Below are 22,014 nucleotides of genomic sequence, written 5' to 3'. Positions count from 1 at the left end.
GTGCGCATGACAACGCGAAGCTTGGAAACGGCGGCGGTTCAGCGGATTACGGCTGCCACCAGCGGGCCTTGTAGATGCCGCCGTCGGCGAGCGCGTACGGGGCGGCGGTGCCGGAGGCGTCACGGACGTAGCGGGTCAGCCAGTTGGGGCTCAGGTCGCCGTCCGGTTTGGTGAACAGGACGGTGCTGCCGGAGTTGCTCACGGCCTTCACACCGCCCCACGGGCCGCCGCCGCAGGCGGTGCTGCCGTACGGCGTGAAGGTGCGGGCCGACTTGGAGTACTGGTAGAGCGCCGATCCGGTGGAGACCCACAGCAGGTCGGACGAGCCCGCTACGGCACCCACGTCGTGGCCGTCGGAGGTGGGCAGGTCCACGGAGACGGAGGTCTTCTCGGTGAGGACGGGCTGCGCCGGGGTGCCGGCGAGGGTGTAGGCGGCGAGCTTGGTGCCGCCCACCGCCCACAGCACGTTCGCGCCGGAGTCCCAGTGGACGCCGTGCGCCGTGGTGAGCGGGGTGGTGAAGTAGTCGGTCGCGGTGGGACCTTGGGACGCCGCGTAGACGCGGACGGCGTTGCCGTGACTGCACGCGACGGCCACGTTGCCGTCCGGGAGCAGCTCGATGCTGTGCGGGTTGAGGTCGTCACCCGGTCCGGAGCCGGCGACCAGACCGGCCCAACGGCGTTTGCCCGTCGGGTACTCCACCACGGCCGCGAAGCCGTACGAGGCGGTGACGAGCACGAGCGTGGATCCGCCCGAGGTGCGCGCCTTGACCTCGCTGACGTAGGTGAAGCTGGAGGTCGGCTGAAGGTCCGCGTACCGGGAATCGCCGTCCGGGGTGAAGGACCACTGCACCACGGACGGATCGGCCGCCGGGTCCCAGGCGGTCTTCGTCGAGTCCAGCAGCAGCACCTTGCGTGCCTTCTGGTCGCCGACGAGAACCGGGGGCACGGTGGCGGCGCGGGCTTTGCCGCCGAGCGGCAGCGCGAGCCCCAGTGCGGCGCCCACGCCGCCGAGCAGGAGCGCGCGCCGGGAGGGCGGACGGGAGGACGGGGCTGATGGCGACGGGGAGGATGTCATCTTCGCGTCCCTCACTGCCAGATCATGTCGCGGGGGGCCACCGCGGTGCCGGCCGGCTGCTCGGCCGTGGCGGCGGCCGGGCGCCCCTTGGCGGCGACGGCGGTGGAAGAGACGGGCGACGTGTGGGCGGTGTGGACGCCGACGACGGCGGCGAGGCCGAGAGCGAGGGTCGCGACCGCGGCGGCGACGGGGCGGAATGCGGGCATGGCGAAACGTCCTTCCGGATGACGGGCGGGGAGAGCGGGCCGTACGAAGTCCGTGCGGCGGCCGACTCGGACACGTCCCGCGGTGACGTGTCCTGCGGCCTGGAACTAATGTCCGCCCTGGTCAGGACCTTCGGAAGGGGCTTCGCCGGGCCACAAGAGGCTGTGGCCCGAAGGGGCCAGCAGGGGCACTTCGGCACGCAGCAGCGACCAGCCGGCGAATTCGGGTGCCGTGGCCAGCGCCCGCAGGCACAGGGCGGCCGCCGTCCGCTCGGCCTCGCGCAACGACAGGACGCGGAGCCACAGCCCGGCCACCGGGCAGGGCTTGACGTCCGGGTGAACGCTGACGTGCTCCAGGCGATCCTCCGGACGGGCTGCGGCACGCAGAAGGGCCGCGGCCGCCGGCGACAGGGGAACGCCTCTCTCGGGCGGGCACAGTCGGGCGTGAATGAGATACATACCGGTCAACACTCACAACAAGGCGCTGTCGGACGCAACGAGCCGGGCCTGGACGGTTGTACCGGAGGCCGGAAAAGGCCACACCGCGTCGCGGACATATCACGGTCGACCGTGCCATGCGATGATCCCGTGAAGATCATTCGACACCGATTGCCGACCGTGGGGGGAAGCATGTTGACCGCATTGGGGCTCGATCCGGTCGCTGAAGCGGTCTACCGGGCCATGCTCGCCGAACGCGCCGACGGAGTCGCCGAGTTGGCAGCGCGCCTGGAGCTGGCCGAGGACGAGGTGCGCCGGGCGCTCGACCGGCTCAGTGAACTCTCCCTCGTCCGCCACTCGTACGAGATGCCCGGCGCCCTGCACGCCGTCAGCCCCGAGGTCGGCCTGGAGCTGCTGCTCGCCCGTCAGCAGGCCGAAATCGCCGCCCAGCAGCAGCGCGTGGCGACCTCGCGGGCGGCGGCGGCCCAGTTGATCGCCGAGCACGCGGCACTGCGCCCCTTCGCCGCCCCCGGCGTGGAGCAGCTCACCGGCATCGACGAGATCCGCGACCGGCTGGCCCGGCTCACCCGCCACGTGGTCGGCGAGGTCATGACGCTCGCCCCGGACGGCGAGCACACACCTCAGTCCATCGCGGCGGCCCGGCCGCTGAACAGCTCGCTGTTGGAGCGCGGCGTGCGGTTGCGCACCGTCTACCTCGAAAGTGTCCGCAACAGTCCCCACACCCAGGAGTACCTCGAATGGCTGAGCGGGCGCGGCGGTGAGATCCGTACCGTGGCCACGCTGCCCACTCGGCTGATCATCGTCGACCGCAAGCACGCGGTCATCCCGCTCAGCAGCGACGACTCCGCGGCCGGCGCGATGGTGCTCAGCGGCCAGGGCACGCTGACGGCGCTGTGCGCGCTGTTCGACAGGATCTGGCATTCCGCCAAGCCCCTCGGTGAGAACGGCCGGCGCGGCCCCGAGGGTCTGACGGACACCGAGGAGGCCGCGCTCAAGCTGCTGGCCGACGGTCATACGGACGAGGCGATCGCCAAACGCCTCGGTGTCTCGCCCCGCACCGCCCGCCGCATCGCGACCGGACTCATGCAACGCCTGGACGCGCGCAGCCGTTTCGAGGCGGGGGTGCGCGCGGCCCAGCGCGGCTGGCTCGGGTGAGCGGGTGAGCCGACGCGCCCCTCCACGGCCTTCTCCCGCCTGCCGCCCAGGTGCGTGCCGCCTTCTCCCCCGACCGGCCCCTCGACGAACCCGCTCCCTCCCCCGCTCTGCCTCCTCCCCCGCTCAGGCTCACGCCCGGTCCCGGCCCTCCCCGTATCCGGCCGGAACCGTCCCCGGACGCATCTGTCCAGGTCAAAGCCCTTTTGTTGACGCACGCATGACGGCCAGTCTCGTATCGGCGCTCCGCAGCGAAGACTGAAGCCGCGGACCGCTCCGTCGACCGGCCCCGCTCCTGCGGCACGCCGGTGACGCGTGCCCGTCGCAGGTCCTCCTGCCGGGCTCCCGCTGCCCGCGAAGGAGATCCGTCATGCTCAGCCGCGCCCGAGGCCGTGTCCGCGTCGTCGCCCTTGCCGCAGTGCCGCTCGCCGCGGCGGCGGCTGTGGGCGCCGTCCGATACGCCGCCGATCCCGCGCCCTCCGCCGCGAAGGTGCCCGTCGCCACGGCGGCTCCGGTCGCCGCGGAGTCGACGGGCCCGGAGGACTGGACGACCGACACCGCGCCCGGCAGTGCTCCCACCGCCCCCTCTCACAGCGCGACCGCCTCCCGCTCCCCGTCCCACTCGCCGTCCGCGTCGCGATCCCCTTCCGGGCCCGCGACCAGGACCGCCCACGCTGTGCAGGCGCTGCCCGCGGCGAAGCTGCCCGACGCGCATCGCTCCGCCTGGAAGGCGATGGGTCCGCCCCAGACCCGGCAGACCACCCATGACGTGAACGTCAGCGAGTGCGGCTCGGTCCACGGGGCCGTCGGCTGGCGGCAGCAGGGCTACGCCGGCAAGGCGAACAACCCGGCCATCCAGGACACGTTCACCTTCACCTCCGCCGCGGCAGCCGACACCGCCTACCGCAAGCTGCTCACCGGGTTCGACGGCTGCCGGCACAACCTGCGCGCCCTCCAGGCAGAGCACGGCGCACCTCGCGACGCGGTGGTCACGAAGACCGCTTCCATCACCGACGGCACCGCCTACTCGCGCTCCTGGACCGCCGTGCCCGGCATCTCCATGCCCGGCCGGCAGACCAACCACTACTACGTCGTCAGGCGCGGCGCCGCCCTGACGGTCGTGCAGTACACCCAGCCCGGCGTCACCGCCCCGGCCGACCCGCACCACCAGGACTCCGGCGACCGGGCGGACCTGTCCACCATCGCCGAGCACATGTAACCGCGTTTCCACCTGTGTTTCCCTCACCGAAGGCGAGTTCACCATGCCCAAGTCCCGCACCTCCCGGCTGCGCGCCCTGGCCGTCCTCGTGGCTGTCACGGCCACCACGACCTTCGCGTCCGGCCTGCCCGCCCACGCCGATTCCAGCGTCGACGGCTCCATCACCAGAAGCGAGGTACTCAACCGGGCGCAGAGCTGGGTGGACGCCCACGTGCCCTACAACCAGAGCGGCCACTGGGGCGGTTACCGGGAAGACTGCTCCGGCTACGTCTCGATGGCCTGGCACCTGTCGACGTCCCTGGTGACGCAGACCCTGCCGAGCGTCTCCACCAAGGAGAGCTACTCCAGCCTCAAGCCCGGCGACATCATGGACTACACCGCCGACCACACCTTCCTCTTCGCCGGCTGGACCAACAAGGCGAACGGCGACTTCACGTACTACGCGGAGAGCAACCCCAACGACCCCACCCACGGCCCGACCCACGCCAACATCAACTCGTCGAGCATCGAGGGCTGGCCCACCAGCAACTACGACGCGTACCGCTACCAGAACATCGTCGACGACCCGGTCACCCCGACCGGCACCGTCTGGGACCGCACCCGCAGCGCCTCGGGCGGCTGGGACGCACACGCCACCGAGATCGACGACAACAGCGCCGTCACCGCGGTGGCGTCGGCCACGCTGCCGGACGGCACCGTGCACGTGCTGACCATCGTCCCGGGCTCGGGTGTGTGGGACCGCGTCCGCAGCGCCTCCGGCGCCTGGGCGGGGGCCGCCACCAAGATCGACTCCAACGGCGGCATCACCGCGGTCTCTGCCGCCGCGCTGCCCGACGGCACCCTGCACGTGCAGACCCTCGTGCCGGGCGCCGGTGTCTGGGACCGCACCCGCAGCGCGTCCGGGAGCTGGTCGTCCAGCAGCCAGATCGACTCCAACGGCAACATCACCGCGCTGGCCTCCTCCGGTCTGAAGGACGGCACCCTGCACGTCCAGTCGCTCGTGCCGGGCTCCGGGATCTGGGACCGCACCCGCAGCTCCTCCGGGAGCTGGAGCTCCTCCACCAAGATCGACGACAACGGCGACATCTCCGCCATCGCGTCGACGGCGCTGTCGGACGGCTCGCTGCACGTCGACGCGGTCGTGCCGGGCTCCGGCGTCTGGGACCGCACCCGCAGCTCCGCCGGCACGTGGGCCGGTGCGGCCACGCAGATCGACGCCAACGGTGACGTCGCCTCCGTGTCGGCGTCCGCCCTCCCGGACGGCTCGCTGCACGTCGACGCGGTCGTGCCGGGCTCCGGCGTCTGGGACCGCACCCGCAGCTCCGCCGGCACGTGGTCGACCGCGACGAACATCGACAGCAACGGTGACATCTTCGACACCTACACGGCCGGACTGCCCGACGGCTCGATGCACGTGGGCACCGTCGCCTAGCCGATCCACGGACGGGCGGTCCCTGTTCCACCCCGGCTGGACCCCGTGATCGCGGCGGACGCACGGCACCGAGTCACCACAGGTGCCGTGCGTCCGCCGTGTGTTCGGGATCGCCTGGAACCAGGCCGTGGTCGGCCGGGGCTCAAGAGCGAGGAGGCGTGCGTGGTGTGCCGCGTCAGCACTTCTCGCGCAGCGAGTGCAGGTACGCGCTGGAGCGGCGGGCGAAGCGGAAGGAGTCGGTGGGGTTGTCGTGCTCGGTCTGCCAGTGGTGGGCGTGGCGCCCGCCGCGCAGGCGGGTGACGGCGGAGAGGAAGCGCTGGTAGTCGATGTCGCCGTCACCGACGTCGGTCATGCGGTAGCCGAACTCGTCGGACGGGTCGCTGACGCCGTCCTTGACGTGGAAGAGGGGGTAGCGGTGGGGGTGGGCGAGGACGTAGTCGAGGGGTTCGAAGGGGGCGGGGGTGCCGTCGGGGCGCTTGGAGAAGCGGAACTGGCCCGCGTAGGCCCAGTAGATGTCCATCTCCAGGTAGACGAGGTCGGGGTCGGTCTCCGCGAGCAGGACGTCGTAGAGGCGGACCTTGGGGTTGTCGGCGGCGAAGGCGAACTCGTCGGAGTGGTTGTGCTGGTAGAACTTCATGCCGCGCACCTTGGCCGCCGCGCCGTAGGTGTTGAACTCCTGGGCGGCGCGTTTCCAGGCGTCGACGGTCGAGCCGTAGCGGAAGGGACCCGAGGCGGTGCCGATGTGCTTCAGGCCGAGGGCCTGGGCGTCGTCGAGGACCTGGTCGAGGTTCTGGGCGAAGGTGTAGGCATTGGGGTCGTCGGAGTAGTAGCCGACGTGGCTGCCGATCGGGGTCAGGCCGTGGTCCTTGGCGAGGCGCTTGAGGCGGGCGAGGGTGATGGGGCCGGCCGAGCCCTGGGTGTAGCCCGCGAACTCGATCTCGTCGTAGCCGTACTTCTCCAGTTCGGCGAAGACGGGGGCGAAACCGAGGGTGCCGACCTTGTCGCGCAGGCTGTAGAGCTGGATGCCGAGGCGGCCGGGCGGGAGGACGGGGCGGCCTCGGCCGAAGGAGGACGCCGTCGGCGCGGTGGTGCTCGCGGCGGCGGGGCCTGCGGCGGCACCCAGCAGCGCGGCGGCCGTGGCGCCGGCGGCGACGCCCAGGATGCCCCTTCTGGAGAGTCGGTGGGTGAGTTCGGGATCATTGCGAGAAATGCGGCTCATGTGGGAACTCCGGGGTGTGGGCGGGCGTTGTCGGTGGTGAGTGCTTCACTGGGGACCAGGTGCACAGGACGCATCTGGTGACGGGTCGTCAGGTGAGACCTGCGAGTCGGAGCAGGAGTGGTTTCACATCGGTGGCCGCGAGGCGGTCGCCCACGGCACGGGGGGTGGAGCAGATGAGGAGCGGACCGTCGTCGTCGCTCGCGGGAAGGCGTCCGTGGCCGCCCCGAATAGGTGACGGGTCGAGGGGTACGACCGCCATCCGGTAGCGCATCCCGAGCTTCTTGCGGGCCAGTGCGGTCGCGGCTTTGACCTTGACGTAGGGGTCGAGGGGGTCCATGAAGAGTTCGACCGGGTCGTAGCCGGGTTTGCGATGGATCTCCACGAGCCGTGCGAAGTCGGGCGCTCGGGCGTCGTCGAGCCAGTAGTAGTACGTGAACCAGGCGTCCGGCTCGGCGACGGCGACGAGTTCGCCGGAGCGCGGGTGGTCGAGGTGGTGGGCCTTCTTGCCCTCGTCGTCCAGCAGTTGGGCGATGCCGGGCAGGCCGGACAGGGCGGCCCGGGTGGCGTCCAGATCCTCGGGGCGGCGCACGTAGACGTGGGCGATCTGGTGGTCGGCCACCGCGAAGGCGCGGGACGCCATCGGGTCCAGGTACTCCATGCCGTCCTGCGTGTGCACCTCCAGCAGCCCGGCGCGGCGCAGGGCGCGGTTGATGTCGACGGGGCGGTCGGCCCGGGTGATGCCGTACTCGGAGAGCACGACGACGGTACGGCCCTCCGCGCGGGCGTCGTCCAGGAGCGGTGCGACCGCGGCGTCCAGGTCGGCGGCCGCGGTGAGGGAGCGCGGGTCGTCGGGGCCGTGGCGCTGGAGGTCGTAGTCGAGATGCGGGAGGTAGCAGAGGGTCAGGTCGGGGTGGCGGGTGCGCTGGATGTGGCGGGTGGCGTCGATGATCCAGCGGCTGGAGGCGAGGCCGGCGCCGGGCCCCCAGAACTGGAAGAGGGGGAATGTGCCGAACTTCGCGGTGAGTTCGTCGTGCAGGTCGGGAGGCCGGGTGTAGCAGTCGGGTTCCTTGCGGCCGTCGGCGTAGTAGACGGGACGGGGGGTGACGGTGATGTCGGTGTCGGCGCCCATGGCGTACCACCAGCAGATGTTGGCCACGGTGTAGCCGGGGTGCGCACGACGGGCGGCGTCCCAGAGCTTGTCTCCGGCGACGAGGCCGTTGTGCTGGCGCCACAGCAGGACGTCGCCCAGCTCGCGGAAGTACCAGCCGTTGCCGACGATGCCGTGTTCGGAGGGCATGAGACCGGTCAGGAAGGTGGACTGCGCAGCGCAGGTGACGGCGGGCAGGACGGTTCCGAGGTGGGCGCGTGAGCCCTGGGCCGCGAGTTCGCGGAGGTGGGGCATGTGCCGGAGGAGACGGGGGGTGAGGCCGACGACGTCCAGGACGAGGAGGGGCGCGGGGCGGCCGGATTCCGGTCGGGGCGGCGCCGTCGGTCGGTGGGGCGCGGGCTCTGGCAGGGGTGCCGGGTGGTGGGTCACGGCAGCTCCTTCAGGCCGAGGTCGGTGAGCAGGTCGCGGGCGAGGGCGAGTTCGGCGGCGATGCCGTCGGCGAGCTGGGCGCGGGTGCGGGGTCTGAGCGTGGCGGGGAGTGCCTGCCAGGTGTAGGTCTCGACCTCCAGGTGGCGGGTGAGCGGGTGCGGGCCGCCGACGAGGCGGGTCAGGGCGGTGCCGAGCACCGGGAGGGTGGAGGTGAGGGGTGCGGCGGGGGCCGCGTGCAGGGGGACGTGGACGTGGGTGCGCCACGGCGCGCTGTCGGGCAGGGAGCCGTCCTGGAGGGCGTCGCCGAGGTCGTCGGTGCCCTGTCGTCCGGTGGCGGTGAGGGTGCGGGTCTGGTGCAGGAAGCGGGGTTCGGCGAAGGCGGCGAGTGCCTCGCGGACCTCCGGGCGGTGTGGGTGCTCGGCGTGGAGTGCCGCGGAGAGCTGGGACTTGACGACGGGGACGCCGGCGTGGACGAGGGCGTCCAGGGCGGTGTGCGGGTCTTCGAAGGAGGTGGCGAGGTGGCAGGTGTCGACACAGATGCCGATGCGGGGGTGCGCGATGTCGGCGAGGGGGGTGAGGGCGTCGGCGGTGGTCTCGATGACGCAGCCGGGTTCGGGTTCGAGGCCCACGAGGAGGGAGCGGCCCGTCATGTCCGCCAGGGCGTCGAGGCGTTCGCCGAGGGTGCGGAGCGCGGTGCGGGCGGTCTCCATGCGGGCCGGGTCGGCGACGGTGCGCCAGGCGAGCGGCAGGGTGGAGATGCTGCCCTCGGGGACGTCGTCGGGGAGGAGTCCGGCGAGGATGCGGGCGAGGGCGGTGGTGTGGCGGAGCCGTTCGGGGTCGGCCCAGTCGGGCTTGTACACGCGGTACTTGACCTGCTGGGAGCCGAAGCCCTCGTAGGGGAAGCCGTTGAGGGTGACGACCTCCAGACCGCGCCGGTCGAGTTCGGCGCGGAGGGCGCCGACCGCGCAGGGGTCGTGCTCCAGGGTGAGGGCGGCGTCCTTGGCGAGCCAGAGGCCGATGCCGAGACGGTCGCGGCCGAGACGGCGGCGGACGGGTTCGCAGTGGTCGCGCAGTTGGGCGACCACGGCGTCGAGGGTCTCGGCGGGGTGGACGTTGGTGCAGTAGGCGAGGTGGATGAGCGAGCCGTCGGGGTGGCGGAAGCGCACGGGTCACTCCTCCCCGGCGGTTGCGGCGGCCGGGTCGGCGGCGGGCGCCGTGTCCCGGGGGACGCCACGGAGGACGGAGTTGCCCTCGTGAGTGGGCTCGGTCGCGGCGACGTCCAGGTCCAGCCGCCCGCTGAGGCCGTAGAAGGCGACCGGGTTGCGCCACAGGACGCGGTCGACGTCGTCCTCGTCGAAGCCCTCCTTCAGCATCAGGTCTGCCACCTTGCGGGTCTTCAGGGGGTCGCTTCTGCCCCAGTCGGCGGCGGAGTTGACCAGGACCTGTTCGGGGCCGTGGGCGCGGAGGATGGCGACCATCCGTTCCTCGTCCATCTTGGTGTCGGGATAGACCGAGAAGCCGAGCCAGCAGCCGCTGTCCTTGGCCTCCTTGACCGTCGTCTCGTTGAGGTGGTCGATCAGGACGCGTTCGGGAGCGAGGGCGGACTCGCGAACGGCGTCGAGGGTGCGGCGCAGGCCGGTGAGCTTGTCCCGGTGGGGCGTGTGGACGAGCGCGGGCAGGCCGTGGTCGGCGGCGAGCTGGAGCTGGGCGGCGAGCGCGGTGTCCTCGGCGGAGGTCATCGAGTCGTAGCCGATCTCGCCGACGGCGACGACGCGGTCCTTGACGAGATAGCGGGGCAGTTCGTCGAGAACGGGCGTGCAGCGGGGGTCGTTGGCCTCCTTGGGGTTGAGAGCGAGGGTGCAGTGGTGGGCGATGCCGTACTGGGCGGCGCGGAAGGGCTCCCAGCCGAGGAGGGAGTCGAAGTAGTCGAGGAAGGAGGCGGTGGAGGTGCGGGGCTGGCCGAGCCAGAAGGAGGGCTCGACCACGGCTCGGACACCGGCGCTGTGCATGGCCTCGTAGTCGTCGGTGGTGCGCGAGGTCATGTGGATGTGGGGGTCGAAGATGCGCATCAGGACTCCTTGCGGTGGGGGTCGCGGTCGTCCGTGGTGTGCGGCGCGGGGCCGGGCTCGGTCAGGGCCAGGACGTGGTCCAGGTCCGGGGGGACGGTGCGGCCTGCGGCGGTGCGCTCGGCGGCGAAGTCGGTGAGCATTCGGGCGAGTTCGCCGTCACCCCGGGCGCGTGCGGCGAGCTGGTCGACGCGGTCGACGGGCACGCCGGTGAACAGGCACTTCAGGACGGCGTGCCGCCACAGGTGCGGGTCCAGCCGGCGGGCGGCGTAGGGGCCTACGGCGGCGGCCAGGAGCCGGGTGTCGTTGGTGCGCAGCGCGTCCTCGATCAGGGGGAGGGCGTCGGGGCCCGGTACGAGGCGGGGCAGCGCGTGCAGGACGGCACGGCGTTCGTCGGCGGTGCCCTGGTGGTAGAGGCGGGCGAGGTCGGCCGGTGTCGGGCGGGCCGCGTGAAGAAGGAGGACGCGGGCGGTGTCGGCGTGTGCGGGACCACATCGTCGGCCGGCCTCAGCCAGGCGCAGCTCCCAGGCGGGGAGGGAGCCGTGGGCGGCGGTGGGGTCGGCGGCTTCGTCCAGGGCGCGGTCCAGCCAGTCGCGGGCGGGAGAGGTGAGACGAGTGCGCAGGTCGTCCAGGACGGGTGAAGGGCCGGCGTCGAGAGGAGCGCTGTCGGGCGCGAGGTGGGAGGAGGTCATGTGCTGCTCCCTTCCGTGGAGGGGGAGGACCGGGTGGCGACCGCTTGGAGGAAGGGCAGGGAGATCTCGGCGTAGTGGGGGCCGGCGTGGGAGTGGCGGGGCAGTTCGACCACGGTGAGTCCCTGGTACGGCGTGGCGGCCAGGGCCGCGAGGACGGCGGGGAAGTCGACGTCGCCCTCGCCGAAAGGCAGGTGTTCGTGGCGGCCGCGCCGCATGTCCTCGATCTGGACGTGCCGCAGCCAGGGCGCGGCGGCTCGGACGCAGTCGGCGGGAGAGAGGGGTTCGAGGCACTGGCAGTGGCCGATGTCGAGGGTGAGACCGAGGTGAGCGGGGTCGCCGAGGGCGTGGCGGAGGCGGTGGAAGTCGGCGAGGCCGGCGAGCAGATGGCCGGGTTCGGGTTCGACGGCGAGGGGGATGCCGGCGGCGGTGGCGGCTTCCAGGACCGGGGTGAGTGCCCCCGCCAGCCGGTCCCAGGCCGTGTCCTCGTCCGTGCCGGGCGGGAGCGTGCCGCTGAAGCAGTGCACCGCGTGGGCACCGAGGTCGGCGGCGACCCGGACCGCGCGGATCAGCAGGTCGGCACGGCGGGCCCGGTCGGCGGGGTCGGGGTCGAGGAGGGATGGGCCGTGTTTGCGGCGCGGGTCGAGGACATAACGTGCCCCGGTCTCCACGGTGACCTGGAGTCCGAGAGCGGCCAGGCGGTGGGCCACTCTCCGGGTGCGGGCGGTGAGGTCGGGGGCGAGCGGGTCGAGGTGCATGTGGTCGAGAGTCAGGCCGACGCCGTCGTAGCCGAGGTCGGCCAGGAGAGCGAGGGCGTCGTCGAGGCGGAGGTCGGCCAGGCCGTTGGTGCCGTAGCCGAAGTGGAGGGCGGTGCGGGTGGCGGGCCGTTCGGTGTCGCCGGTTCGGGGTCGGGTCGCGGAGGTCATGTCGCGCTCGCCTTCTTGGGTGACTCGGGCGGTGAGCGGGGCCGGGGCCGCGATGACCGGCGCCGAGTCGGGAACGGCGTTGGAGCCGAGGCGGAGGGCGCCCCGATGGGGCGACCGCTCGCTCCCTGTACACCGTCGGATCGCGGGACTCATGTCACGCTCACCCTTTTCGCGAACCGTGCGGCGAGCGGGGCCAGCGCCGCGGTGATCAGCGCGCTGACCGGGGCGCCGGAGCGGGCGCAGAGGGCGGCCTGGAGGGGGATGGTGGCGCGGATGCCGCCGCCGACGGCGCGCTGGGTCAGCGGGGGTGAGGGGTTGAGGGCGGCGTGCAGGTAGGGACGGGCGGCGGTCGCGGCGTAGGCGAGGGCGCAGGCGGCGGGTAGCGCTCCCCGTCTGAGGGAGGCGAAATTGCTCTCGCCGCAGAGCAGTTCCCTCTTCATCGGGGTGCGCCCTCCGCCCACCACGCGTGTCAGGACACCGGTCGTGGCAAGGGCCGCCAGCGGTGTCAGCGGGGCACCGCCCTGCGTCTCGTGGCGGGAGACCGCCGTGAGCGCGAGGGTGTGCGTGCCGAGCAGCGCGGCGGAAGGGAGGGCGGGCCGGACGTGGCCCGAGCCGGCGGCGGCGCCGAGCAGGAGGTCGAGGGCGCGGGCCGTCGCCATCGCGGCGGGGCCCGCCGGGGTGTGTTTGAGGCCGAGGTCGTACGCCCAGACGGTCGCGGCGAGGGGTGCGGCGACGGCGAGCGCGGGTCGGCCGGACCGGGCCGCGAGGGCGAGGCCCGTGGCGGTCAGGGCGCAGGCCGCGGTGAGGGCGGCGGCGGGGCGGATGCGGCCCGAGGGCAGCGGGCGGTGCGGGCGTTCGGCGGCGTCCTCGGCGCGGTCGGCCCAGTCGTTGAGGACCATGCCTGCCTCGTACAGGCAGAGGGAGGAGCCGATGGCCCACAGGGTGCGGGGACCGGGGCAACCGGTGGCCGAGGCGCTGCCTGCCAGGACGTCACCGGGGACGGTGAACAGGGCGGGGATGCGGAGAAGTTCGGCCCAGGCGGCGGACCGGCGCCCGCTGCCCCGGCCGGGGCGCGAGGGGGCGGGGACGGGCGGGTGGTCTTCGTCGGCGACGTCGGCCGTCCGCGCGGTGAGGTCGCTCGCGGACGCCGCGCCGGGAGCCCCCGTCGCGCCCAGTACGCCGCGCTCGGGCGCCTCGACTCCCCCGGGGCTGCTCGTGGTTCCCCCGCTCCTCACCACGGCTCCACCAGGCGCCACTGATCCGCCCGCAGGCCGCGTGAGCTCCCTGGAATTCACCGGCCCGCCCCCGGCCCCGTCGCCTTTCACCGCCCCTCCCCCACGCCCCCGGCGTCACCGCGCAGCCGGTCGGCGAAGCGCCCGAGTGCCGCGTACTGCTCGCCCAGAGCCGCGGGTGCCTCCCCCACCGGGTCCTTGAAGTAGAAGCCGAGGTCCCCGAGGGGACCGGACAGGCCCGCCGTCCGGGCGCGGAGCGCCAGCCGGGCCAGATCGAGCACCAGCGGCGCGGCCAGCGCCGAGTCGCAGCCCTGCCAGATGGTCTGGAGGACCATGCGGGTGCCGAGGAAGCCGTCGAAGGCGATGTGGTCCCAGGCGGTCTTCCAGTCGCCGAGGGCGGGCACGTCGTCGATGTGCACGGCGCCCTGGACCGGCGTGCCGAGGGTGTCGGTGAGGACGCGTTCCTTGCCCGCGTTCTTGGCGGCCGCCGCGGCGGGGTCGGCCAGCGCGGCGCCGTCGCCGCCGCCGAGCAGGTTGGTGCCGGACCATGCGCGTACGGCGAGCGCGCGCTGGGCGAACATCGGCCCCAGCACCGAGCGCAGCAGGGTCTGGCCGGTCTTGCCGTCCCGGCCCGCGTACGGCAGACCGCTCTGTGCCGCTGCCGCCGCCAGCGCGGGGTGGTGGAGGCCGGTAGAGGGGGTGAAGTTGACGTAGGGGCAGCCCGCGCGGAGGGCGGCCGCCGCGTAGAGCGAGCTGGGCGGGAGGGAGTCTTCGGCGGCGGGCTCGGTGGAGGCCACGTTGACGACGACGGTCCCGGCGGGCGCGCGGCGGGCGGTGAAGTCGCGGATGTGGGCGGTGAAGGCGTCGATCAGTTGCCGCTCGTCGCGGCGGTCGCCGGGGAGCGGGCCGCCCGGGACGATCTCGCGGTCGGCGGCGGCGAGTTCGGCGGCGACGGCGCCGGGGAGGTCGGGTGGCAGAACGCCGTCGGCCGCGAGTTCCTCGGCGCGTTTGGGCAGCGGGCAGTCAAGGGTGTCGTGGCCGCCGAAGACGAGGGACGGCAGTTCGGGCAGGTCGCAGCCGTCGAACAGGGCGGTCTCGGTGACCATGCCGACGGGCGGGTGCAGCCCCGAGGTCACCGCGGCGCAGCCCGCGACGACGGTGGTCGCGACGGAGCCTCGGGCGCCGATGAGCCACACTCCGGCGGGGCCTCGGGAACGGGACGCGGACATGGTCGGCCTCCTTGTCGGGCGCGGAAGCGCTCGGGCAGCGGTGAAGGTGGGGGGGACGGCGGGCGGGAGTACGGCGTCTCCCGCCCGCCGCCGGTCAGCGGCCCTGAGCGGGCAGTTCCTTGATCCGGACGTCACGGAACGACACCTGGTCGTCGGCTCCGTGGTTCTGGAGGCCGATGTGTCCGTCGCGCAGGCTGCGGGCCGGGTCGGTGTTGGTGAAGTCGTTGACCGGTATGCCGTTGAGCCAGACGCGGAGGTGTTCGCCCTCCACGCGGATCTCGTACGTGTTCCACTCCCCCGGCGGGTTCAGCGCGCGGTCGCGTGCCGCCAGGTCGGCGGACTGGAAGCCGTACACGGCCCCGGTGGTCTTCTCCGGGACGTCGGTGGCGTCGATCTGGATCTCGTAGCCGTTGTCCACGGCGGACCAGGGGTCGTCCGAGGGCGGGAAGCCCACGAAGACACCGGAGTTGCTGTCGCCGGTGACCTTCCAGTCGAGTTTCAGGGAGTAGGAGGAGAGGCCGGAGGCGGCGTACCAGAGCAGGCCCATGCCGCCGGTGGAGGTCAGGGTGCCGTCGTCGGCCAGGGTGAAGGAGCCGGGACCGGCCTGCCGCCAGTTCTCCAGGGAGGTGGTGGTGCCGTCGAAGAGCGGGTGGTAGCCGTTCTCCGGGCGGCAGTCGGCCTGTGCGGTGCCGGTCGCCCACCGCAGGCCGCCCAGCAGGTGGGCGCGGAAGGCGGGGTCGGCGTAGGACTCCTTGGTGTGGCCGCCGCCGGTGTAGAAGGCGCGGCCGCCCTGGTACTCCTGGCACCAGGCGATGGGGTGGTCGCCGTTCATGGTGCCGCCGGAGTACGTGGACTCGTCGAGCGAGGCCAGGACGTGGGCGCGTGCGCGCGGGTCGGAGCGGTAGTTGTACCACTCGTCGGTGCGCTCCCAGCGGGCGGGCAGGTGGGCGGTCGAGGGGTGTGCGCGGTCCTCGACCACGACGGTGGCGGGCTGGATCGCCGGGTGCGAGTCGAACCAGGCCCCGGCGAGTCCGCCGTAGAACGGCCAGTCGTACTCGGTGTCGGCGGCCGCGTGGACGCCGACATAGCCGCCGCCCTGGTGGATGTAGCCCTCGAAGGCCCGCTGCTGGGCGGGGTTCAGCACGTCGCCGGTGGTGGAGAGGAACACCACGGCGTCGTAGCGGCGCAGATTGCGGGCGGTGAAGGCGCCCGCGTCCTCGGTGGCGTCGACCGTGAAGCCGTCGGTGTCGCCGAGCTGCCGGACGGCCGCGATGCCGTCGGGGATGGAGTCGTGGCGGAATCCGGCTGTCTTGGAGAAGACCAGGACCCGTTCGCTGTCCGCGGGGCGTGCGGCGGCCGGGCCGGTGACGCAGCCGAGCAGCAGCGCGGTTCCGACGGCCGCTGTGGTGAGCAGGCGTGTGGTGCGCGGGCGTGTGGTGCGCATGGGGGTGCCCTCCGCTCAGCCGGTGGTGAAGGTGAAGTCGTCCACGTCGAAGAGGGCGCCGGTGCCGCCCTTGAAGACCAGGTAGAGCGTGGTCGTGCCCTTGGGCGCGCGGGACAGGTCGGCGCTCACGTCCTGGAAGGTCTCCCAGCTCCCGGTCACCGGCACGGTGGCCTTGCCGAGGAGTGTGCCCTTGGCCGATCCGGCACGGACCTCGAGCGTGCCGCCCGCGCCGCCGGAGGAGATGCGTGCGGTGATCTTCTTGGCGTTGCCGAGCGCGTAGGGCGTGAAGGAGATCCAGTCGCCGTCGTGGATGTCACCGACCGTCTTGCCGCCGTGGGCGGTGTCCTTGGACTGCGGGGTGACGCCCGAGGAGTCGGTGTAGTGCTCGGCCTGCCGGTGGCGGGGCTGGGCGACGCTCTGGTCGTGCGAGGTGAGCGCGGCCTGGCCGCCGCCTCCGTTGTCGGTGTACTCGGCGTCGAACACGCCGAAGATGTTCTCGTCCTCGTCGTGGCCGCCGTCGGCGCTGGTCTGGATGGTGCCGGTGCAGCCCTGGGCGGAGGTCAGCGGGTGGCCGTGGGTGTCGTGGCCGAGGATGAAGTGGACGGTGACCTTGGAACAGTCGACGTTCCCGCCGTCCTCGGGGTCGGTGACCCGCACCGTGAACGGCACGGCGTCACCGAAGCCGAACAGCTGCCCGTCCTGCGGGAGCTGGAGGGTCACGGTGGGCGCGGTGTTGCCGACGACGATACGGACGGTGGCGCTGCCGGTGCGGCCGGAGGGGTCCTCGGCGGTCAGGGTCGCGGTGTAGGTGCCGTTCTTGCGGTACGTGTGCGAGGGGTTGGCGGCGGTGGAACCGGTGCCGTCGCCGAAGTCCCAGTGGTGGGTGAGGGTGTCGCCGTCCTGGTCGGTGGTGCCGGCCGAGGAGAAGCGGACCTTCAGCGCGGCCTGCCCGGAGGTCTTGTCGGCGGCGGCCTTGGCGACGGGCGAGTGGCCGTCGGTGGCGTTCTCGATGCGGTAGAGCGCCGAGTTCTCGTCGCCGCCGAACCAGGCGGTGCCGTAGTCCAGGACGTAGAGCGCGCCGTCGGGGCCGAAGGCCATGTCCATCACCTGGGTGCCGGTCCAGGGGAAGGCGTTGATCGATTTCACGGCTCCGTCGGCACCGCTGTCGATGCGCTTGATCCAGCGGCGGCCGAACTCACCGGCGAAGAAGTTCCCGTCGTACGCCTCGGGGAACTTCACCGGGGAGTCGAGGGCGGCGTCGTAGTGGTAGACGGGGCCGCCCATCGGGGACTCGGAGCCGTCGCCGAACTCCGGTACGGACGCGCCGTCGTAGGGAATCCAGGCGGGCTGTGCCGGGGGCAGGTCCCTCAGGCCGGTGTTGTGCGGCGAGTCGTTCTCGGGGGCGGCGCAGTCGAAGGCGGCGCCGGAGGCCCCGGTGGCGAAGTCGTAGTCGACGTAGGCGTCGTTCTCGCCGGTGCAGTACGGCCAGCCGAAGTTGCCGGGACCGGTCACGCGGGCGAACTCGACCTGGCCGCCCGGTCCTCGGGCGGGGTCGGCGGCACCGGCGTCGGGACCGTAGTCACCGACGTAGAGGACGCCGGTCTCCTTGTCGACGCTGAAGCGGAACGGGTTGCGGAAGCCCATGGCGTAGATCTCCGGGCGGGTCTTCGCGGTGCCGGGGGCGAAGAGGTTGCCGTCGGGGATCGCGTAGGAGCCGTCGTCCTTCACCTTGATGCGCAGGATCTTGCCACGCAGGTCGTTGGTTTTGCCGGCGGTGCGCTGGGCGTCGAACGCCGGGTTGCGGTCGGCGCGTTCGTCGATGGGGGTGAAGCCGTCGGACTGGAAGGGGTTGGAGTCGTCGCCGGTCGACAGGTAGAGGTTGCCGTCCTTGTCGAAGTCGATGTCCCCGCCGACGTGGCAGCAGATGCCGCGCGAGGTCGGGACGTCCAGGATCTTCTTCTCGCTGGCGGTGTCGAGGGTGCCGTCGGTCTTCAGCACGAAGCGGGAGAGCCGGTTGACGCCGTCGAAGGGGGCGAAGTCGGCGGCGGTGCCGGTCTCGGGGGCGTCGCCGGGCGGGGTGTCCAGCGGGGGCGCGTAGTAGAGGTAGACGAACCGGTTGTCGGTGAAGTGCGGGTCCACACCGACGCCTTGGAGTCCCTCCTCGTCGTGTGAGTACACGGCGAGCCTGCCCGCGGTCCGGGTGGTGCCGGTGGCGTCGGTCAGGCGGAGTTCGCCGTCGCGGGAGGTGTGCAGGACCGAGCGGTCGGGCAGGACGGCGAGGCTCATGGGCTCACCGACCTCCGCCGCGCCCTGGGCGAGGGCGACCTGCTGGAAGTCCTCGGCCGCGGCCCTGCCGCCCCGGTCTGCGGGGGCGGCGACGGCGGCGCCGGGTGCGGTGAGGGCGGGGGCGGCGCCGATGAGCAGCGCGGCGCCGATCAGGGCCAGGGCGGTGCGCAGCCGTGGCGGCCGGGTGGGGGTACCGGTGGGGCGGTCTTTCCCGTGCACGTGTGCCTCCAGATGGGGCGGGTCGTACGGGCGGGTGCGGGTGCGCCGGGATGCGCCGTCATCCCGGTGGGGGGAGCGGGTGGGGGCGGAGAGCCGGTCGTGGGGGTCAGTTGCCGAAGGCCGCGTCGAACGAGGCCGACGGCGGGTCGAAGTCGTACGCCTTGAGGCGGGCCAGGGCCTCGGGTGCGCCCTGGAGCCGGTCCATGCCGGCGTCCTCCCACTCCACGGAGATCGGACCCCGGTAGTCGATGGACCGCAGCATCCGGAAGACGTCCTCCCAGGGCACGTCGCCGTGTCCGGCGGAGACGAAGTCCCAGCCGCGGCGCGGGTCGCCCCAGGGCAGGTGGGAGCCGAGGCGCCCGTTGCGGCCGTCGAGGCGCTTGCGGGCTTCCTTGCAGTCGACGTGGTAGATCCGGTCGCGGAAGTCCCAGAGGAAGCCGACGGGGTCGAGGTCCTGCCACACGAAGTGGGAGGGGTCGAAGTTGAGGCCGAAGGCGGGGCGGTGGTCGACTGCCGCCAGGGCGCGCCGCGTCGTCCAGTAGTCGTAGGCGATCTCGCTCGGGTGGACCTCGTGGGCGAACCGCACGCCCTCGGCGTCGAAGACGTCGAGGATCGGGTTCCAGCGCTCGGCGAAGTCCTGGTAGCCGCGTTCGATCATCGCCTCGGAGGCGGGCGGGAACATGGCGACGAGGTGCCAGATGGCCGAGCCGGTGAAGCCGATCACGGTGTCGACGCCGAAGGCCGCGGCGGCGCGGGCGGTGTCCGCGATCTCGGCGGCGGCCCGCCTCCGTACGCCCTCGGCGTCGCCGTCGCCCCAGATGCGGGCGGGCAGGATCGCCTGGTGGCGCTCGTCGATGATGGCATCGCAAACAGCCTGTCCGACCAGGTGGTTGGAGACGGCCCAGCACTTCAGGCCGTACTTGTCGAGGAGTTGGTGGCGGGACGCGATGTACGACGGATCGGCGAGAGCCTTGTCGACCTCGAAGTGGTCTCCCCAGCAGGCGAGTTCGAGGCCGTCGTAGCCGAAGTCGCGGGCGAGGCGACAGACCTCCTCCAGGGGGAGGTCGGCCCACTGACCGGTGAACAGGGTGAAGGTGCGGGGCATGGCGGGGCCCTCCTCAGACCGCGATCGGGGTGTAGACGGAGTTCTTCGCCGCGCTCTCCTCGACGGCGGCCAGGACGCGCTGCACCTGGAGTCCGTCGGCGAAGGACGGCTCCGGCCTGCGGCCCTCGGCGATGGCGTGCACGAGGTCGCGGACCTGGTGGACGAAGGTGTGCTCGTAGCCGAGTCCGTGTCCCGGCGGCCACCAGGCGTCCAGATAGGGGTGGTCGGGCTCGGTGACGAGGATGCGGCGGAAGCCCGCGTGCGCGGCGCCCTCGGTGGCGTCGTGGTACTGCAGCTCGTTGAGCCGTTCCAGGTCGAAGGCCAGCGAGCCGCGCCCACCGTTGAGTTCGAGACGCAGGGCGTTCTTGCGTCCGGTGGCGTAGCGGGTGGCCTCGAAGGAGGCGAGGGCGCCGGAGGGGAAGCGGGCGGTGAACACGGCGGCGTCGTCCACGGTGACCTGGCCGGTACCGGCCGCGGTGACCGCCGCCAGGCCGCTCGTGGGTGCGCTGGGCAGGGGCCGCTGCCGCACGAACGTCTCGGTGAGGGCGGAGACCCCGGAGAGTGTCTCCCCCGCCAGGTATTGGGCCATGTCGACGATGTGGGCGCCCAGATCACCGAGCGCGCCCGATCCGGCCGTCTCCTTGCGCAGCCGCCAGGTCAGCGGGAACTCCGGGTCCACCAGCCAGTCCTGGAGGTACGAGACGCGGACGTGCCGCAGGGTGCCGAGTCGCCCCTCGGCGATCATCCGCCGGGCCAGGGCGACGGCGGGAACACGGCGGTAGTTGAAGCCGACCATGGCCAACTGACCCCGTTCGTAAGCCTCTTCGGCCGCGCGAGTCATCGCCTCCGCCTCCTCGACGGTGTTCGCGAGGGGCTTCTCGCACAGCACGTGCTTGCCCGCGGCGAGGGCGGCGACCGCGATCTCGGCGTGGCTGTCGCCGGGCGTGCAGATGTCGACGAGGTCGATGTCGTCGCGGGCGATCAGGGCACGCCAGTCGGTCTCGGTGGCCGCCCAGCCGTGCCGGTCGGCGGCGGCGCGGGCGGCGGCGCCGTCGCGGCCGCAGAGCACGGACAGGACCGGGCGGCGGGGCAGGTCGAAGACGCGGCCCGCGGTGCGCCAGCCCTGGGAGTGGGCGGCGCCCATGAAGGCGTAGCCGACCATGCCGACGCGCAGCGGCGGTTTCCCGGCGGCCGGGCGGGCACCGTCCCCGGCGGGGCGAACCTCTTGTGCCGCCGGGCGATCGGCTTCCCCGGCCGGCCGGCCCTCGTCCCCGGCCGCCCGGTCCGCGCCGGTCCGCTCCCCTGCTGACTGCTGCGGCTGTGCCATGAGGTGGGTCCTCTCCTCGTCCTCGTACGGGGTGGTGCCGTGCGGGTGCGGCAAGGGCCCGGTCACCGGAAGCCGGTGGGCATGTACTGGTCGACGTTGTCCTTGTCCACGACCGCCGAGTAGAGGGTGATGGAGGCGGGGATCTCGAACTCGGCGAGCCCGCCGACGCCCTTGTTCTGGCCGAGGGCGCGGGCGAGGTCGATGGCGGAGGCGGCCATCGTCGGCGGGTAGAGGACGGTCGCCTTGAGCACGCTGTCGCCGCGCTTGATCGCCTGGAACGCGGCGAGCGCACCGGCGCCGCCGACCATCAGGAAGTCGTCGCGTCCGGCCTGCTCGATGGCGCGCAGCGCGCCCACGCCCTGGTCGTCGTCGTGGTTCCACAGAGCGTCGAACTTCGGCTGCGCCTGGAGGAGTTGAGCCATCTTGGCCTGGCCGGACTCGACGGTGAAGTCGGCGGCCTGGCGGGCGACCTTCTTGATGTTCGGGTAGTTCTTCAGCGCGTCGTCGAAGCCCTTGGTGCGCTGCCGGGTCAGCTCCAGGTTGTCGAGTCCGGCCAGTTCGACCACGCGGGCGTTGGCCTTGCCCTTGAGCTTCTCGCCGATGTAGTGCCCGGCGTTGAGGCCCATGCCGTAGTTGTCGCCACCGATCCAGCAGCGGTACGCCTGGGGGCTGTTGAAGACGCGGTCGAGGTTGACGACCGGGATGCCCGCGCGCATCGCCTTCAGCCCGACCTGGGTGAGGGCCTTGCCGTCGGCGGGCAGTACCACCAGCACGTCGACCTTCTTGTTGATCAGGGTCTCGATCTGGCCGATCTGCGCGGCGGTGTCGTTGGACCCCTCGGTGATCTCCAGTGTGACGTCCGCGTACTTCCCGGCGCGCCGTTTGGCGTTGTCGTTGATGGCGTTGAGCCAGCCGTGGTCGGCCTGCGGTCCGGCGAAGCCGATGGTGACGCGCTTGCCGGGCTTGTCGTCGGCGACCGGCTGGTCGTTCGCGCCGGTCTTCTCGTCCTTGGGCTCGTTGCTCGTACACCCCGCGAGGACGACGCCGGCGGAGACGGCGGCGCTCCCGAACAGCAGTCCTCTGCGACTGGGGAGGTGCGACATGGCGGTGAACCTTTCCTCGGGGCTCGGGCGTCTCGGGTCGTGTCTCGGTCTGCTCGGTTCTGCTCGGTTCTGCGCGTGTCGAGGGTGCGGTG

The 22,014-nt window shown here is 72.6% G+C and carries 18 protein-coding genes; 3 read left to right on the top strand and 15 right to left on the bottom strand.

The window, feature by feature from the left end; genetic code table 11:
• Positions 1 to 46 precede the first annotated feature (46 nt).
• A complete protein-coding gene (locus ACWEEU_RS25335; protein ID WP_385747958.1) occupies positions 47 to 1,075 on the bottom strand; it encodes a DUF6528 family protein in 1,029 nt (342 codons plus the stop codon).
• Positions 1,076 to 1,086: 11 nt separating this feature from the next.
• The gene (locus ACWEEU_RS25330) at positions 1,087 to 1,281 is read right to left on the bottom strand and encodes a hypothetical protein (RefSeq protein WP_385747956.1); all 195 of its coding nucleotides are present in this window, start codon (positions 1,279 to 1,281) and stop codon (positions 1,087 to 1,089) included.
• A 627-nt stretch (positions 1,282 to 1,908) separates the two neighbouring features.
• On the opposite strand from ACWEEU_RS25330, the gene ACWEEU_RS25325 reads away from it, so the two are divergent.
• From ACWEEU_RS25325 to ACWEEU_RS25315, 3 genes are all read left to right on the top strand, one after another.
• On the top strand, positions 1,909 to 2,892 hold the full coding sequence (locus tag ACWEEU_RS25325) for a helix-turn-helix domain-containing protein (RefSeq protein WP_385747955.1): 984 nt from the start codon (positions 1,909 to 1,911) through the stop codon (positions 2,890 to 2,892).
• 367 nt (positions 2,893 to 3,259) lie between these two features.
• Entirely contained in the window at positions 3,260 to 4,108 is an 849-nt protein-coding gene (locus ACWEEU_RS25320; RefSeq protein ID WP_451735114.1) for a hypothetical protein, read from the top strand.
• Positions 4,109 to 4,151: 43 nt separating this feature from the next.
• On the top strand, positions 4,152 to 5,540 hold the full coding sequence (locus ACWEEU_RS25315; RefSeq protein WP_451735112.1) for a hypothetical protein: 1,389 nt from the start codon (positions 4,152 to 4,154) through the stop codon (positions 5,538 to 5,540).
• A gap of 175 nt (positions 5,541 to 5,715) precedes the next feature.
• On the opposite strand, the gene ACWEEU_RS25310 is transcribed toward ACWEEU_RS25315, so the two are convergent.
• The 13 genes from ACWEEU_RS25310 to ACWEEU_RS25250 all read right to left on the bottom strand — a co-directional run bounded on the left by ACWEEU_RS25310 (position 5,716) and on the right by ACWEEU_RS25250 (position 21,922).
• A complete protein-coding gene (locus tag ACWEEU_RS25310; protein WP_451735110.1) occupies positions 5,716 to 6,759 on the bottom strand; it encodes a sugar phosphate isomerase/epimerase family protein in 1,044 nt (347 codons plus the stop codon).
• A gap of 88 nt (positions 6,760 to 6,847) precedes the next feature.
• Positions 6,848 to 8,161 (bottom strand): alkaline phosphatase family protein, encoded by a 1,314-nt coding sequence (locus ACWEEU_RS25305; RefSeq protein WP_451735108.1) that lies wholly within the window; start codon positions 8,159 to 8,161, stop codon positions 6,848 to 6,850.
• 131 nt (positions 8,162 to 8,292) lie between these two features.
• Positions 8,293 to 9,462, bottom strand: coding sequence for a metabolite traffic protein EboE (eboE, locus tag ACWEEU_RS25300; protein WP_451735106.1), 1,170 nt, complete (start codon positions 9,460 to 9,462; stop codon positions 8,293 to 8,295).
• 3 nt (positions 9,463 to 9,465) lie between these two features.
• Positions 9,466 to 10,365, bottom strand: coding sequence for a TatD family hydrolase (locus tag ACWEEU_RS25295; RefSeq protein ID WP_451735104.1), 900 nt, complete (start codon positions 10,363 to 10,365; stop codon positions 9,466 to 9,468).
• Complete coding sequence (locus tag ACWEEU_RS25290; RefSeq protein ID WP_385750885.1) at positions 10,365 to 11,054, bottom strand: EboA domain-containing protein; 690 nt, start codon at positions 11,052 to 11,054, stop codon at positions 10,365 to 10,367. Before ACWEEU_RS25290 ends, ACWEEU_RS25295 begins: the two co-directional genes overlap by 1 nt.
• Positions 11,051 to 11,977, bottom strand: coding sequence for a sugar phosphate isomerase/epimerase family protein (locus ACWEEU_RS25285; RefSeq protein ID WP_451735102.1), 927 nt, complete (start codon positions 11,975 to 11,977; stop codon positions 11,051 to 11,053). Before ACWEEU_RS25285 ends, ACWEEU_RS25290 begins: the two co-directional genes overlap by 4 nt.
• A 149-nt stretch (positions 11,978 to 12,126) precedes the next feature.
• A complete protein-coding gene (locus ACWEEU_RS25280; RefSeq protein ID WP_451735168.1) occupies positions 12,127 to 12,996 on the bottom strand; it encodes an SCO3242 family prenyltransferase in 870 nt (289 codons plus the stop codon).
• Between the two features lie 302 nt (positions 12,997 to 13,298).
• On the bottom strand, positions 13,299 to 14,438 hold the full coding sequence (locus ACWEEU_RS25275) for an inositol-3-phosphate synthase (protein ID WP_451735101.1): 1,140 nt from the start codon (positions 14,436 to 14,438) through the stop codon (positions 13,299 to 13,301).
• A gap of 94 nt (positions 14,439 to 14,532) precedes the next feature.
• Positions 14,533 to 15,882 (bottom strand): ThuA domain-containing protein, encoded by a 1,350-nt coding sequence (locus ACWEEU_RS25270; RefSeq protein ID WP_451735099.1) that lies wholly within the window; start codon positions 15,880 to 15,882, stop codon positions 14,533 to 14,535.
• 15 nt (positions 15,883 to 15,897) lie between these two features.
• On the bottom strand, positions 15,898 to 18,387 hold the full coding sequence (locus ACWEEU_RS25265; RefSeq protein WP_451735097.1) for a PQQ-dependent sugar dehydrogenase: 2,490 nt from the start codon (positions 18,385 to 18,387) through the stop codon (positions 15,898 to 15,900).
• Positions 18,388 to 18,493: 106 nt separating this feature from the next.
• Positions 18,494 to 19,492 (bottom strand): sugar phosphate isomerase/epimerase family protein, encoded by a 999-nt coding sequence (locus tag ACWEEU_RS25260; RefSeq protein WP_385748648.1) that lies wholly within the window; start codon positions 19,490 to 19,492, stop codon positions 18,494 to 18,496.
• Between the two features lie 13 nt (positions 19,493 to 19,505).
• The gene (locus ACWEEU_RS25255; protein WP_451735166.1) at positions 19,506 to 20,654 is read right to left on the bottom strand and encodes a Gfo/Idh/MocA family protein; all 1,149 of its coding nucleotides are present in this window, start codon (positions 20,652 to 20,654) and stop codon (positions 19,506 to 19,508) included.
• Between the two features lie 227 nt (positions 20,655 to 20,881).
• Complete coding sequence (locus ACWEEU_RS25250; protein WP_451735095.1) at positions 20,882 to 21,922, bottom strand: substrate-binding domain-containing protein; 1,041 nt, start codon at positions 21,920 to 21,922, stop codon at positions 20,882 to 20,884.
• Positions 21,923 to 22,014 lie beyond the last annotated feature (92 nt).

The sequence above is a fragment of the Streptomyces sp. NPDC005004 genome (assembly GCF_053600675.1).
The sequence above is the reverse complement of the archived record's forward strand: the minus strand, read 5'-3'. Positions and strand labels throughout refer to the sequence as shown.